At 44.2% G+C, this 15,129-nt stretch carries 12 protein-coding genes; 4 read left to right on the forward strand and 8 right to left on the reverse strand.

Annotation, left to right across the window (positions count from 1 at the left end; all coding sequences use genetic code 11):
* Window positions 1–19 precede the first annotated feature (19 nt).
* Genes AC1DLM_RS23295 through AC1DLM_RS23305 form a run of 3 tightly spaced genes read right to left on the reverse strand, consistent with a single transcriptional unit; the run spans window position 20 to window position 3,963 of the window.
* Window positions 20–1,741 (reverse strand): putative 2-aminoethylphosphonate ABC transporter permease subunit, encoded by a 1,722-nt coding sequence (locus tag AC1DLM_RS23295; RefSeq protein WP_477571326.1) that lies wholly within the window; start codon window positions 1,739–1,741, stop codon window positions 20–22.
* Window positions 1,738–2,817, reverse strand: a complete 1,080-nt coding sequence (locus tag AC1DLM_RS23300) for a putative 2-aminoethylphosphonate ABC transporter ATP-binding protein (RefSeq protein WP_477571345.1) — start codon at window positions 2,815–2,817, stop codon at window positions 1,738–1,740. The genes AC1DLM_RS23295 and AC1DLM_RS23300 overlap by 4 nt, the downstream gene beginning before the upstream one ends.
* A 39-nt stretch (window positions 2,818–2,856) precedes the next feature.
* Window positions 2,857–3,963 carry a putative 2-aminoethylphosphonate ABC transporter substrate-binding protein gene (locus AC1DLM_RS23305; RefSeq protein WP_477571327.1) on the reverse strand — a complete coding sequence of 369 codons (1,107 nt, stop codon included), beginning with the start codon at window positions 3,961–3,963 and terminating at the stop codon, window positions 2,857–2,859.
* 361 nt (window positions 3,964–4,324) lie between these two features.
* Between AC1DLM_RS23305 and AC1DLM_RS23310 the strand changes: the two genes are divergently transcribed.
* Window positions 4,325–5,143, forward strand: a complete 819-nt coding sequence (locus AC1DLM_RS23310) for an HAD family hydrolase (RefSeq protein ID WP_477571328.1) — start codon at window positions 4,325–4,327, stop codon at window positions 5,141–5,143.
* A gap of 19 nt (window positions 5,144–5,162) precedes the next feature.
* Here the strand turns inward: AC1DLM_RS23310 and AC1DLM_RS23315 are convergent, their stop codons facing one another.
* Window positions 5,163–5,993, reverse strand: a complete 831-nt coding sequence (locus AC1DLM_RS23315) for a helix-turn-helix domain-containing protein (RefSeq protein WP_477571329.1) — start codon at window positions 5,991–5,993, stop codon at window positions 5,163–5,165.
* A gap of 185 nt (window positions 5,994–6,178) precedes the next feature.
* Here AC1DLM_RS23315 and AC1DLM_RS23320 point away from each other — a divergent pair, with 185 nt between their 5' ends.
* Window positions 6,179–7,246 (forward strand): Gfo/Idh/MocA family protein, encoded by a 1,068-nt coding sequence (locus AC1DLM_RS23320; RefSeq protein WP_477571330.1) that lies wholly within the window; start codon window positions 6,179–6,181, stop codon window positions 7,244–7,246.
* A gap of 66 nt (window positions 7,247–7,312) precedes the next feature.
* Here AC1DLM_RS23320 and AC1DLM_RS23325 read toward each other — a convergent pair whose 3' ends face one another.
* The 4 genes from AC1DLM_RS23325 to AC1DLM_RS23340 form a co-directional block, all read right to left on the reverse strand.
* Window positions 7,313–7,813: a fibronectin type III domain-containing protein gene (locus tag AC1DLM_RS23325; RefSeq protein WP_477571331.1), complete on the reverse strand. Its 501-nt coding sequence runs from the start codon at window positions 7,811–7,813 to the stop codon at window positions 7,313–7,315.
* Window positions 7,814–7,935: 122 nt separating this feature from the next.
* Window positions 7,936–9,567: an extracellular solute-binding protein gene (locus AC1DLM_RS23330; RefSeq protein WP_477571332.1), complete on the reverse strand. Its 1,632-nt coding sequence runs from the start codon at window positions 9,565–9,567 to the stop codon at window positions 7,936–7,938.
* Between the two features lie 27 nt (window positions 9,568–9,594).
* On the reverse strand, window positions 9,595–10,485 hold the full coding sequence (locus AC1DLM_RS23335; protein WP_477571333.1) for a carbohydrate ABC transporter permease: 891 nt from the start codon (window positions 10,483–10,485) through the stop codon (window positions 9,595–9,597).
* Window positions 10,486–10,517: 32 nt separating this feature from the next.
* Complete coding sequence (locus AC1DLM_RS23340) at window positions 10,518–11,543, reverse strand: ABC transporter permease (RefSeq protein WP_477571334.1); 1,026 nt, start codon at window positions 11,541–11,543, stop codon at window positions 10,518–10,520.
* A 187-nt stretch (window positions 11,544–11,730) separates the two neighbouring features.
* On the opposite strand from AC1DLM_RS23340, the gene AC1DLM_RS23345 reads away from it, so the two are divergent.
* Window positions 11,731–13,506, forward strand: a complete 1,776-nt coding sequence (locus tag AC1DLM_RS23345) for a sensor histidine kinase (protein ID WP_477571335.1) — start codon at window positions 11,731–11,733, stop codon at window positions 13,504–13,506.
* Window positions 13,484–15,046: a helix-turn-helix domain-containing protein gene (locus tag AC1DLM_RS23350; RefSeq protein WP_477571336.1), complete on the forward strand. Its 1,563-nt coding sequence runs from the start codon at window positions 13,484–13,486 to the stop codon at window positions 15,044–15,046. Before AC1DLM_RS23345 ends, AC1DLM_RS23350 begins: the two co-directional genes overlap by 23 nt.
* The last annotated feature ends 83 nt before the right edge of the window (window positions 15,047–15,129 follow it).

The raw sequence follows: 15,129 nt of genomic DNA on the forward strand, positions 1-15,129 counted from the left end.
TCTTCCATCACAAATTGAGTTATTTCCTCTGCCATTTCTGCGTCCGCTTTAGTAACCAATGCGATACGAATTCGTATCCTAGACGCACAATAATGTTAGCTAGCAGTACAAGACTAGACATCGCAGCTGCTGCAGCCACATCGCCTGCATCATCCATATTGACGATAGATACGGAGGACAGCTTAAAATCTGCCGCATACAGAAATACGACAGCCGATATGGTGACCATCGCATTAACGAAATAATAAACCACCATTTCAAGAATGGCAGGGAGCGATACGGGAACCGATACACGCATGAAAAGGCGGTAGATCGGCACTCTCATCGATTCGGAGACGACTTCATATTCCTTATCCAGCTTTTTCAATGAAGCGGTAGCTGTGACAAAAGGTACAGAGTAGAAGTGCACAATGTTAGCCAAAACCACGATCCAGATTGTACCATATAGAAGATGCAATGGATTTTCGGGTCGATTGAAAAAGAAAATAAAGCTGAGACCGATCACAAGACCCGGTAATGCAAGTGGCAGCAACGAAATAAAATATCCGAGCTGTCTAATTGGATACCAGATGCGTACTTTTTCGATTAAATACGCATGAACAAATGAAACTGCCGTTCCAATTAACGCAGTCAAAGCAGCCACGGCAAGACTATTCCAGAACGGCTTCAAACTTCCGGCAGAGACGACACTGAAGTCGTAGTGCTTCAACGTGAGTGTCAGGTCATACGGCCACGATTTAATGAAGGATGTAATGAGAACCGTCCCCATGAGCAGTACAATCGCACTTGCAACAACCAAGCAAATCAATGTATAGATCCTATCTCTACCACGATGCGGGCGGATCACGTATGACGTCGATTTGACAGAAACCATTGATTGCTGCTTTCTCTCTACAATGCGATCGACTATGAAAGCAGCAACAGCTGGAATGGTCAAAATAATACCGATAACCGCTCCCATGGACATATTTTGCTGACCAATGACCTGCCTGAAAATATCAGTTGGCAGCACATTATACTGCCCTCCCACCACTTTCGGTGCTCCGAAGTCAGTAAAGCTCAATGTGAAGCAAACGAATCCAGCACTAATTAACGCGTACTTGGCCTGCGGCAATGTGATTGTAACAAACTGTCTGAAACGACCAGCGCCTAATGTTTCAGCTGCTTCGAACAAACGATAATCAGCATTAGACAACCCGATCAGTATAATGAGAAACACATGAGGAAACGTGTAAATAATTTCGGAAATAATAATGCCGACGCTGCCATAAAGGTGAATGTTCCACCCTGATATCATGCCAAAGATCCCTGTTGTCACAATGCCTTGGTTGCCAAACAGGTAGGTCAAGGCAATGCCATACATCATAGTTGGCGCAAATAATGGCAGAAGGGCAATGTAGCGCAGCCATCTCTTGCCTCGAACCGCCGTTCGTGACAAGGCATAAGCATAAAGAAAAGCCACTCCAACAGAGACCAAAGTAGTTACTAAGGATATGTAGAGAGAGTGTCGGACTGAAATTAACAGGGCGGGTGTCGTTAAGTATTGTCTAAAATGTACGAAGCCTACCCAATTACCAACTTGATTCTGGAATGCCTTAGAAAACAAGTCCAGCAACGGAAGTACGATTGAGACTAGCAACAAGGCTAGCATGACGAACAGCACCGCACGAATTAACCAATCTTCTTTGCTATACTTACGTTCCGAAATCGTATGTAACGATGTAAGGATCCTTCTTCTCATTTCATTATCGCCTCTTCCAGGCGGCCACTTTGGAATCCTTCCATTGGAAGCTCTTGATCGAAGTTCTCAGGATTTCTGGTGAATGCAATCGAGAGGTGATCACCTTTGCTAAGCTTCATTTGACGGAATTTTTGAGCTGATATGTCAAGTTTCAATAACTGCCCTGCATAGATGCCATGTTCGTGCCGCAAAGTTTCTACGGTGATACGATAGTTTGCTCCTTGAAACTCAATATAGTTTAGTTTGACGCGTATATGCTCGCCATTAGTTTCCGTGACGATTTGAATGTGTTCCGGGCGAATGGCTTGCCAAATGTCGCCCCACTGCAAAGCTGCTTCATTCACCACTCGCTTGATAAAATTCGTCGTCCCGATGAAACCAGCCACAAACGGTGTTGCTGGTGACTCATAGATTTCCTCCGGCGTTCCAACCTGAATTACTTCTGCATGATTCATGACGACGATCCGGTCTGCCATCGTAATGGCTTCTTCTTGATCATGCGTGACCATAATTGTTGTAATCCCTAGTCGTTCTTGCAACTCACATATTTGTTCCCTCAGATGAGTACGAACCTTAGCATCGAGTGCAGATAAGGGTTCATCTAACAATAAAAACTGTGGCGACAGCGCAAGCGCTCTCGCCAATGCCACACGCTGCTGTTGTCCACCTGAGAGTTGGGAAGGGTATCGTTCCCCGATCTGGCTTAATCCAACAAGCTCCAGCATTTGTGCTACCTGGTAACGAATCTCTTTCTTATCCATACCCTTGCCAGCAAGTCCATATGCAATATTGTCATGAGCTGTCAAATTAGGAAATAGCGCATACGATTGAAAGACAACTCCGAAGTTTCTCTTCGCTGGCGGTAATGATGTAATGTCATTATCCTGGATGCGAATCTTTCCATCATCCGGTGTTTCCAGCCCAGCTAAAATGCGTAACAGCGTTGTTTTCCCACATCCACTTGGACCAAGCAGGCAAATGAATTCGCCTTGCTTGATCTCGAGGTTTATCTGCTTGAGTGCTTGAAAGGAGCCGAACGATTTGGATATGTTGCTTATTGTTAAAAAGTGCTGCATCATAGCTTGTCCCTTTTCCTAGTTGAATGTGTAACTGGTTTATTTCTTAGGTTCCTGTTTAGCTGAATATCGTTTCTGCCATTCCTTCAGAACGTCATCACGCTGTTTGGCCATCGCGTTCAGATCATTCTTAATCAATTGCTTTAATGGATCTTTCTCATAACCGTCAGGAATTTTGTTATTGTCTCCTTTAACAGCTAGAATCGCGTAGTTTTTGTTGTATTCCTTCATGGCATCGTCGCTGATAGCCCAATCCAAAAATTCCTTGGCTACTGGCTTTATCGCCTTCTTCTTCACTAAAGCATTCGCTTCCACATCCCAACCAGATCCTTCTTTCGGGAATACGACCTGTACGGGAGCTCCACCCTTCTTCTCTGTGATACCTCTGTAGCCAAAGGATATACCGATTGGATACTCACCTGTACCAGCCATTTTCGATGGCTTGGAACCAGAATCCGTATACATCGCAATATTGTCGTTCAGTTTATCCATAAACGTCCAGGCTTGATCTGCCCCTTTGAGTTGCAGCAATGCACTAACCGTCAAGAAACCAGTACCGGAAGCAGCAGGATTCGGCATCGTAACCAATCCTTTATATTCAGGCTTTGTCAAGTCTTCATAGGATAACGGGACCGCTAATTTACGTTTTTCCATTTCTTTCGTGTTCACGACGAATGCCGTTTCCCATGCGTCAATACCAACCCATGCAGGAGTACTAGCTGTATCCTTAAACTCAGGAACAATGCGCTCTACGCCTTTCGGTGCATACGGCTCCAACATTTTATTCTGGTTCATGACCAGAAGACTAGTCGCTGCAATCCCCCAAACAACGTCAGCTTTTGGATTATCTTTCTCAGCTAATAACTTTGCTGTAATGATTCCTGTTGAATCACGCACGATGTTGATTTTCAAATCACTGTGAGATTGTTTAAATGTTTGCAAGTAGGCTTTGATTTGATCGTCTTCCAACGCAGTGTATACAGTCAATTCCTTGTTGTTTACCTCAGCTGACGGTGCTGCACTTGAAGACTTATCAGTAGCATTCTGTGTTTCTGTTGTTTTTGCTGTGCCACATGCAACAAGCATGGTTGTTACAAGTGTTGCAGTTACGGTTAGGCTCAAAACTGATTTTAAGTGTTGCTTCATCGATTTGTACGCTCCTCAGAAATCTGTAGTTTTTCTTGATATCTTTACGATAAAGAAGTTTTGTTATCGCAATGTTAACTAGACGTGAAGATTTGTTTAATGTTGTTGATTATTGTTGTATATTGTTTATTTAAAAGAAAAAATGAATTGAAAATGCCCGATTTTTAAGGTAATATCAACTTAAATATCAAACAAAACAACAATACTCCAACAAAAATACAGATCACAACCAAAGAATTCAACCATAACCTCTTCACCAAAGTGAGATGAAAAGTAACTTCTTTGTTTCGATCTGGTATATGATAATAGTAAGTTGTTTGTTGTTGCAGTAAAGTTCCGAAACAAGGAGGATTTCACATCTATGTATAAGAAGCAAGCTCTAATTTTCGACTTAGATAACACCTTATTATGGGATGAGAGGAGCATTAACGAGGCGTTTCAGGCAACATGTCATCAAGCAGCGCGTCATTTCGCCGTAGAGGCTGGGAAACTTGAACATGCCGTCCGTGAATCGGCAAGTCAGCTATTTAAAACCTTGGAATTATATGATTGGTTGCATATGATTGAGGTGACCGATCTAGAAGCATTATGGGGAGAATTTCAGCAAGGCGAACATCCGAATTTCCACAGAATGCAAGAGTTAGCCCCCCAATACAGACGTGACGTATGGAGTCAAGGACTGAAAGTGCTGGGCGTAGATAATCCATCATTAGCTAGCCAACTGGCTCAGCAATTTACGGAGGAAAGAAGGAATCGTCCTTATGTTTACGACGACACCTTCAAAGTACTTGAGGAATTGCGCAAAGAATATAAACTATTGCTAATGACCAATGGCGCACCTGATATCCAGCAAGAAAAAATAGATAGTATTCCGGAACTTGCGGATTATTTTGATCATATCGTGATTTCTGGCACCTACGGCGTTGGCAAACCGAATCCTGCCATTTATCGCCATGCGCTGGATCTGCTTAGTCTCTCTCCGAGTGAAACGGTCATGATTGGAGATACGCTTATAACCGATATACTAGGGGCGCAATCCGCCGGCATCACTAACATTTGGATTAACCGCCATCTTGATCCCCCAACACTTACCATTCGGCCAACCTTTGAGGTTCAGAATCTAAGCGAAATTCCACAGCTTTTACTTTCGATTCAACAATCACAACAAGATATTGTTTAATTGGATTGATGATCACAACCTAAAGTTCTTGTATATCTTGCCGATATTGCATCCGATACTCACTAGGACTTTGTCCATATTTGGCGCGAAATGCGCGGCAGAAATAAGGATAGCTGCGGAAGCCGGATGCTTCGGCGGCGTCCTCCAGCCGCATGTCACTGTACCGGATTCGGTCGCTGGCAATGGCTAGACGAACCTCGACAGCATAACGCATTGGCGGCAAGCCAAAAGCCTCTTTGAACACATGGGAGGCGGTAGACGCGCTGACGCTGTTGCGCGCGGCAAGTTCATCCAGCGTGAGCGGTTCTGTCGCATGTTTTTCAATATATCGCTTAAGCCTAGAAGCAATATAGTGTTCCTTTCGGCCTCCCGCGGACAATGCATTGGCGATGGACCGTTCCAGTGTCAAACAAAGCAGCTTAGCGCAACAAGCGGTGATTTCTTCATTGTTCTCATGTACATTTCGCTTCTCATAAATTAACCGCCGCCAGAGGCTAAGCAAATCTTCATTAACCTCGATGTGTGCGACATCGGGTAATGTCTGACTAGCGAGCCAACGGTCGACCCATCCTCCCCCACATACCACATAGTAATCCGCACTATCGACAAGATTTTGTCCATCCATCCCGCTCTCTTCGCCAATGAACAGCTGATAGGTGCCTTGTGGTTTCGAGATAACCAAATCGCCGGGATAAATGTAATGCGGATTGCCACCCAGATCAACACGACAAGTACCCTTCACTTGCAGCCTCATCAGTACACCGTCCTGTCGACGCTCCAATTGGTTGCGGTGCGGTGCTAGATGATGGGAATAACCCACATGTATATATCGAAATCCGTAATTTTCCATTAGCCGCCTCCCTTCTCTTTTATCCTAAATAAAATGCAAGATAAGTCAAACCTCACAAGATCGGATATTCCGCCAGTGTAGTGGTCTTTTTATAATGAAACTAAGGAATTCAAGCCAACTTTCTGGCTATTCTTTACGAAATAAGTCAAATAAAAAGAAATGAATACTAGGAGGATCTTAGAGTCATGAGCACGACATATCGGATTGGCATCGCTGGAGCAGGCGGTATTTTCAAAGAGTCGCATTTGAAGGCCTGGCAGGAAAATCAAGAGTGCGAGATCGTCGCCATCTGCGACGTGAATGAAACACGTGCACACGAAATGGCTGAGCTTTCTGGAGCAAACCTCGTTTACACCGATTATAAGCAAATGATCGCTGAGGCAAATTTGGATGTAATTGATATTTGTACGCCGAACCTATATCACTCGGAAATTGCGATTGCGGCCTTACAAGCGGGAATCCACGTCATCTGTGAGAAGCCGGATGCGGTCTCTCCCGTCGAAGCGCAGAAGATGGCTGATGCAGCAGCCCAAAGCGGCAAACTGCTCATGGCGATTCGCAATAATCGCTTCCATCCGAATGCCCAATTCCTACAGCGGTTTGCAAAAGAAGGCGGACTCGGTGAGATCTATACCGGACGCTGCGGTTGGATTCGTCGTAGGGGCATCCCAGGCAAAGGCGGTTGGTTTACGACGAAGGAATTGTCCGGCGGCGGACCTTTAATTGATTTAGGTGTTCATTTTATCGATATTGCGGTGTGGGTCATGGGCAATCCAAAGCCTGTCGCGGTCAGCGGGGCTACCTACCGTAAATTTGCTGACAACGAAGTATCGGACTCAAAGCATAGCAGCTTCGGGGAGAAGCAGTCCGATGGCACGTTCGATGTGGAGGATTTGGCTATAGGTTTCATCCGCTTTGACAACGGCGCTACACTGCAAATCGAGTTCAGCTGGGCTTCCAATATTGAAGAAGAGACGTATTTTGTCGAGCTTCGCGGGACGAAAGCCGGCGCAACATACCGAAATTACGAGTTAGGTCTATTCTCGGAAATAAATGGCCAATTAATGGATAGCAAATCTTCCCGTTCTCATGGAAAACCGGTTAAGATGCATCATGCCAATATTAATCACTTTATCGATTGCTTGACAGGTCGAGCGGAGCCCATTATTCGTCCGGAGCATGGCGTGGAAATGATTCAAATCTTGTCCGCGATTTATGAATCAGCGGAAACCGGCCGAGAGGTTCGCCTCTAGGAACTGAAATGAGAAACGGCGGAACGCATCAACTGCGTTACCGCCGTTTTATTTGTAACAAACGAATTACGTGTTATAGTCAACGAATCTAGCTACAAGTCCAATTCTGCCCCTTGTCTGATCCATTTTAGCTTTGGCTTCTATACGATAGTCGGTCCACGTTGATTGCCCTGAAACAGACTTCGTAGCCCCTTTATCCGTATTGTCGGACAGATAGGCTTTCGTACAGCAATCCGTTACCACGGCGAACGTTCCCCAGGAAGATACGACAGACCACCCATTCGCGCTTCCAGACTCAAAATTATCTTCCAGCAGCGAGCTTTTCGTCGTCGCTATGGCATCTCTACTTACATTAGAATGATTATTYGCTGGGTCAAACGCTTCAACGGTGTACCGGTAGGTCGTGCCAAGACTCAAGCCGTTGTCTACATAGCTCGTGCTCATCCCATTGACTGACGCAATTTCTTTCCCATCCCGATAGATGATGTAACCAGCCACACGATCATTATCTGTAGATGGGGTCCATAATAGGGATATTTCATATGACGAGAGCGGGGTTGCCGTCACATCCTTGGGTCCCCCCCATCTCCATAAAAGTCCACAAAAAAAAGGCATATGCAAGCGTGTGAAGAAAGCTATCCACTCACGAACGTTGCATATGCCATTGAACTAGCCTACCAAATCACAACTTATTTCTTGATATTCGTCGGCCAAACGAACGGAACACCTAACGCTTTCTTAGCTTCTTGGAACTTCTTGTTTTGATAGTCAATCAGCTTTTGAGAACCAAGCTTTTCTTCTTGATCAATTCCTTCTTTGTAGAGTTTTTCTACATCCTCCGGCGCTTTAGCCAGGATCATTTTCGCTCTGGTTTTAACACGAACTTCTTCACGTTTCGCATTGATCCCCGCTTCTTCTGTGCCGCCAAGCGGTGAAGTCGATTCGAAGGCAAGCATATCATACGTGTATTTACTGAAATAAATATTCGATTTGGTTCTTTCCGTTTCTTGTACACCGTTTACTGGTAGGGTGCGTTGAACAGGCACATAGTTAATCAGCCAATCTAACGTTCCATTCCCGTATTTCAATTTCGTTTTAGCGGCATCTTCGCTTCTAGCTTTAATAAACTCGTCTGATAATTTCACCTTCCCATTCGCATCATAATCCCACGTAATACCTTTAGGTCCGTAAGTCACATTTAAGCTCATTTCGTCAGAGGACAAATAATGCATAAGCTTAATAATACGATCCTGATTTTTCGCTTTGCTGCTAACCATCGTCAATGTCCACCCGGAGGCTGGGACTGGATCAATCACCGGCTGTTTTCCTTTGTCACMGAGTACAGGTCCAACTGATACGAAGATCGCTTTCGGATCTTTGGCATATAAGGCATCCCATTTAATAGCCTTGTTAGTAAGCGCAAAGACTGCGCCATTGTTCACTTTCTCGGTAAGCTGTGACTGATTCAACGTTTGACTATCTTCTGGCAACAACCCTTCCCGATATAATCGGTTGAGGAATTGATACGCTTCAAGTGATTCGGGCGTTCGTTCACGATCAACTAGATTACCTTGCGCATCTTCACGTGGGGCGCCGAAGAAACTTGAGATGACCCAGCTCTCGAAGTAGGCAGGAGTCACATCGAAACCATTATATTTCGTCTTCGAATCCTTTACTTTACGCAGGGCTGCGACCAACCCTTCCTTCGTACTGAAGTCCTCAGGTTTGATACMTAGCTGATCCATGATATCTTTACGTGCATATAAGCCTTGGTTGCTATAAATGGTATCCCCTGGTTTGAACGTTTCTTTGGCCCAGAAATAATTGGCATACCCATAGAAATGGCCATCTGGATTACGGAACCAATCCTGCATGGATTTCGCCACATTAAAGGATGGATCATACTTCTTAATCAACTCATCGAGTGGAGCAACCAAGCCTGATTTCTCAAGCACGCCACGCTGCGGTGCCCCCTTATCAACGGTAATCATATCTGGGATATCTCCCGAAGCGATAAGCGCGCTTAATTTATCATCATTACCTGATGTAAATTCGATGGAAACACCTGTCTCATCCGTAATTTTCTTATCCAATAAGTTGTTAATCGGATCCCAGTTTTTCTTATACGATTCTTGATCGACGAACCAAGTAATCTTGATTGGGGATTTATCATCAGGTTTGGCAGACGCCGACGCTGCAGCTGCTTCTGATGCCTTAGGTGAACTCGTTGTTGTTTCTGAGCCTTTATCTGTAGAACAACCTACAAGCAAGGTTCCAACCAATGTTGTGACAAGCCCCATGCTCACTAAACTTTTTTTCATTTGCTTTGCCCCCTTGATAGTCGTAAATTAACCTTTCACAGAACCAATAAGCACACCTTTAACAAAGTACTTCTGCAAGAATGGATAGATCGCGACGATTGGCGCTGTTGTGGCAACCATCATGGCTAGTTTCAATGTAGCCGAACTAACATGCTTCGCTTCTTCTGGCATAAAGCTCATCGCTTGCTGACTAAACGATTCCCCATACGACGCATCTGTCACCATCCGCATGAGTACAAGTTGAACAGGCTCTAAATTTGATTTCGTCGTAAACATCAACGCATCCATGTAAGAGTTCCAATGATACACCCCATTAAACAAAGCAATGGCGGCTAATACAGGCTTCGTTAACGGCAACACCAATTGCAGCAAAATGCGATATTCCCCTGCCCCATCCATCTTAGCTGACTCGATAATTTGTTCGGGGATCGTTCGAAAGAAGGACATAATAATAATCATATCCCAAACACTGAACAAAGAGGGAATAATATACACCATAAAATTGTTTAACAGACCGATTTGTTTATACAGCAAGTAAGTAGGAATCAGTCCACCATAAAAGAACATGGTCGTGAGCATAATGACGAGATATACATTACGGCCACTAAGTCCTTTACGGGACATGCCGTAGGCGACGAGCGCTGTAAATGCGATATGCGTGGACATACCGAGCAGCGTTCTGCTAATCGTAATGAAAAACGCATGATAAATGGTCGTATCTGAGAATACAGCTTTATAATTGGCAATCGTAAACTCCCGTGGCCATAAATACACGCTTCCTCGTAAGTAATCCAACCCGTCATTAAAAGAGCCAACCAAAGCAAACCAGAACGGAGCTAGCGTTACGAATACAACTGTAGACATGCAGATGATATTAAAGATGTCAAACCATTTGTCCCTAGTGGAACGGATATTCATTTTGTGTTCCTCCTTACACGCAAGCATTCCTCTTAGAACAAGCTGTTGTCTGTCACTTTACGAGATACATAATTAGCAGCAAATAATAGAATCAGGGCAACAACTGATTTCGCTAAGCCTACCGCAGTCGAATAGGAATACCTCATTTGCCTGAGGCCTACCTTATAGACATACGTATCGATCGTTTCACTCACATCCAGATTCAGTGGATTCTGCATGACCATAATTTGCTCGAAACCCGTGTTCAATATAGAGCTTATCGCAAAAATGAGCATAATCACAACTGTCCCCATAATAGCTGGGAGTGTCACATACCACATCCGCTGAAATCTGCCTGCACCGTCAATCTTCGCTGCATCATACATTTCCTGGTCCACACCGGCAATTGCTGCGATATAAATAATCGCTCCCCAGCCAATCCCTTTCAATATTTCAGCGCTAACCATAATCATCCAGAAAAGATGCGGTTTCGCAATGAAATTAATCGGTTCATCGATGATATGCAAACTCGTAAGTAAGAGATTAAGAATCCCATTCGATGGCGAAAGCACCGTCAGAACTAATCCTCCAAAAATAACCCACGATACGAAATGAGGCAGATAAGAAATCGTTTGTACGAAGCTCTTGAATCGTTTCTTATTCAACTCATTTAGAAAGAGTGCAAACACGATCGGTGCAGGAAACCCAATAACTAATCCCATCAGATTCATCGCTAGCGTGTTCCGTAATACATTCAAGAAATTCGGATCATTCAGAAATTCCTGGAAATGCTTGAACCCAATCCACGGTGAATTCATCACACCCAAGAAAAGATCGTATTCCTTAAACGCAATCAGAATGCCATACATGGGAACATACGAGAACAGTAGCAAAAACAAGATTCCCGGCAATACCATGCTTTGCAGCGCGAACTGGCTCTTGAAGCGCTGCCATCTGCCCGTCGCTGATAATCGTGGCGCTCGAACTCGTTGTTTCGCATTTACGGCTCCATCCACTTGACTTTCCTCCMCGATTCGCTGCCCTAGTCGTGATAACCAAATGACAGCGTTCTCTTTCATGCTAACTCTACTTCTGCTATAGCAAAGCAACTTCGGAAGCATATCCTCACTATACATTTTGAAAGCGCTTATAAAAATATCACCATTTTAGTTTTGATACCTTCATTTGGTCTCTGTCTAAAGTGCGAAAGGTTTAGCATCCCTTTTGTCGAATACCTCCCTACTAACATCTTTGGAGAAAGAAGGAGTGCCGTTGCAACGTACGTTTCATGCCATGAGTATCAAAAGTAAAGTGACGCTTGCCTTTATTTTTTTCATATTAATCCCCTTCAGTGTGCTTGGACTTTACAGCTATAATCAGTCTCAACGCTTCATTCAAGCGCAATTGCTGGCAAATTCACAGACGACCGTTAAGCAAATCAAGTACACGGTCGAAAGTAAAATTGACCTTATTGAAAGCGTTAGCAACAATATTACGTATAATTATCGGTTTCAACAATTTCTAGGTGATCCATATTCCTTAGAGAAAGATTCTTTAGATACCTATTTCAACTACGCGGCTCCACTTGTCAATTATGCGATGCTATTCCAGAAAATTAACATCCAGAAAATTTCCATTTACACCAATAATGATTCCATTCCTGAAGGCTTTGGTTCCTTTTACTCGGAGCAAAAAGTCAAAAAAGAAACCTGGTACGATACCTTTAAAGCCTCAGATAAGAAGTCACTCTGGGTGCTGAATACAAATCAGGCAGATGGTAGTGATATTTTCAGATACATCCAAAAAATGATCTCCATCGAAGGTTACTATCTCGGTATTACAATCGTTGACGTGCGCTCCGCCGATCTGCTTGAACCTGCGGAAGGCCCTAATATTGCGAATCAATCCATCTATATTTTGGATGAAAATCATAAAGTCATTCCCCAGGGAAGCAAGGATACCCTTCATACATTGGATGAGGTAATCCCTTCGCTCTTCTCGAAAGGCTATGCCAAGAAATCTGGCTTCTTATATGTCGCTGATACGTTAAAAGAGGTCCAGCATGTCATCGTCATGGTGATTCCGCTCCCACCACTGCTCGGTTCCTTACAGGTTGCGGCTAATCTAGCTTTTATACTTACTTTCATTGTCCTATTGATTGCTTTCTACTTCGTCCTTAARATGACGTTAAGTAAAATGAAAACGAGCATTAAACAAATGGATCTCGCCATTGAAACAGGGTTTCAGCCCATTCCTATTGTACGGAAGGACGAGTTCGGTGTCATCACCGAGAAATTCAACATTTTGCTGAATAAAATTACCCTGCTATTAAGCGATATGATCAAAAAAGAGACCATGCACAAGGATGCACAGCTCATCGCACTGCAATCGCAGATTAATCCGCATTTTATCTACAATACACTGGATATCTTTAGTGCCAAAATGGAAATCGCCGGCCAGTATGATGTGTCCGATGCTATGGCCGATTTCGGTAAAATGATGCGCTATAATATGGACGGTCACACTAAATTCGCAACGCTCCAAGATGAGCTTCGTTATCTCGGGCAGTATATGACGCTTCAGAAGGTGAAATATGGAGACAGTATTCATTTCCACGTTCATGTTCCCAACGAGCTTCTCAGCATTCAGGTGTTAAAATTCATCCTACAGCCAATTGTTGAGAATAGTGTGAAGCATGGCTTCGCTAAGCAGGACACACTCGATATTGATATTCATGTCAGTCAAGAGAGTGATTTATCCATCCGTGTATGTGTAAAAGATAATGGCTCCGGCATCGAGACCGCTCGGCTCAAGGAACTCAATGAACAATTCCGCACTTCCGTGTATATGGCCAAAGGCGATAAAGACCGAGAAAGCATTGGTCTAGGTAACATTAATGAACGATTGAAGTTATTTTACGGTGAGAATTATCCCTTACGGCTAAACAGCCTTGAAGGCCAATTCGCAGAAACGATACTTACCCTTCCTTATGACGCAAGAAGAATCGAGGAGAATGATAATGTACATCGTACTAATTATTGATGACGAAGAATTAATTGGCAGCGGCGTGAAAGCCAAACTTGAAAKGGCCAATGTAGCAGGCGTTCGGGAAATTTTTGTCGCGAACGGCGGTCTACAAGGGCTTACCATGGCTAAAACCTTACAACCACACATCATTATCACGGACATTCGTATGCCCGAGTTAGATGGCATTCAATTGATTAAGGAGCTTGCTCCGCTGCTAACACGCTCCAAATTCATTATGTTGAGCGGATTTGGTGATTATCCTTATGTCCGTGAGGCATTCAAATACGGCGCACAGGACTACTTATTGAAGCCTGCGTCTTCTGATGAGCTAGGAAAACAAGTTCAATCCGCGATTGCCAGTATTGAGAAAGATAACCTTAGCGACCAGCTCATCGAAAGAAATCTCACGGATGCACGTGCGTTGCTTACTGCTCGATTACCCCTCGTCATCCATAGGTCGAATGTTGCGGTGAGAACCAAAGATTCCGAGCCACAGCAATCACTCGAAGCTTACTTTGCGCATCCGCTGTTCGCCGTTTCCATGCTATCCTTCGACGATGTTACCTTCAGCGAAGAGCATTTGGATACGGTAAGTGAATGTTTGGAACGATGTGTTCAGGACCATGATTTAGCGTCACAACTACGCTTTCTAGCGTTTCATGATGTGCAAGGCTGGGTATGCCTTGTGTTCAATTATGCCGTAAACGTTTCTACTGAAGCTGTTCAGAAGTTGCTTGGCAAAGCTGTTAGCGTGCTTCGAAAAGGAAATCCGCGAACACCTACAGCTTCGATTAGTCAATCTGGGCAGGGCTTGGACGATTTATCGCGTCTGTACAAACAAGCGCATCAAGCGATGTCGGAGCGAATTTTACGAGAACCAAGCGTGGTCTTCGTAACGCTTGATCCATCGGGTAAGACGGATGCTTGGCTGCCTGCCAAGAAGGAGTTAGAAGAGTTCAAGCAAGCAGCCGAGACCCTGCATGTGGAACGTATCGGCCTCTGGGTTGACCGCCATCTTAGCGATTCGCTGCGCACACAGATGTCTTTGGAGCAGCTGAAGTCCATTTATGACCTGGTGCTTTCTGAAATCCATCGCCATGTCCATGAACGTTTTCTTTTTGAAGAGACCGAACGCGCGACAGCTTTCGACACCTTTCACACATTAGGCGAGCTCCGGCATTATTTAAAAAGCTACGCCACAGATACAAAACAGCTGATCTCGGAACATGCTAATTTGGGTGAAACCGTTATTACCGTAGCGGAGTCCATCGTTCGTGAGCATTACAGCCGCGATCTACAGCTTGCCGAAGTGGCCAATCGGGTATCGATGAATTACTCGTACTTCAGCAAGCTTTTCAAGGAACGTACCGGATTAACGTTTACTGCCTATTTAACCAAAGTCCGCATGGAAGAAGCCCAGAAGCTGCTCAAGAACCCCACCTTACGGATCAACGAGATCTCGGAAAAAGTAGGGTATGGCAATCTCTATCACTTCTCGCGTGCTTTCAAAAACTATTTCGGCGTTTCCCCGAAGGAACATCGGAAAACGATGTAATGTGTAAATCGCACTTTAGGACATCTATACAAAAAGAGGATGTCTCAAAGTCAATTTAGACTTTTTGAGACATCCTCTTTTTT

This window comes from Paenibacillus sp. 01T442, from assembly GCF_056398345.1.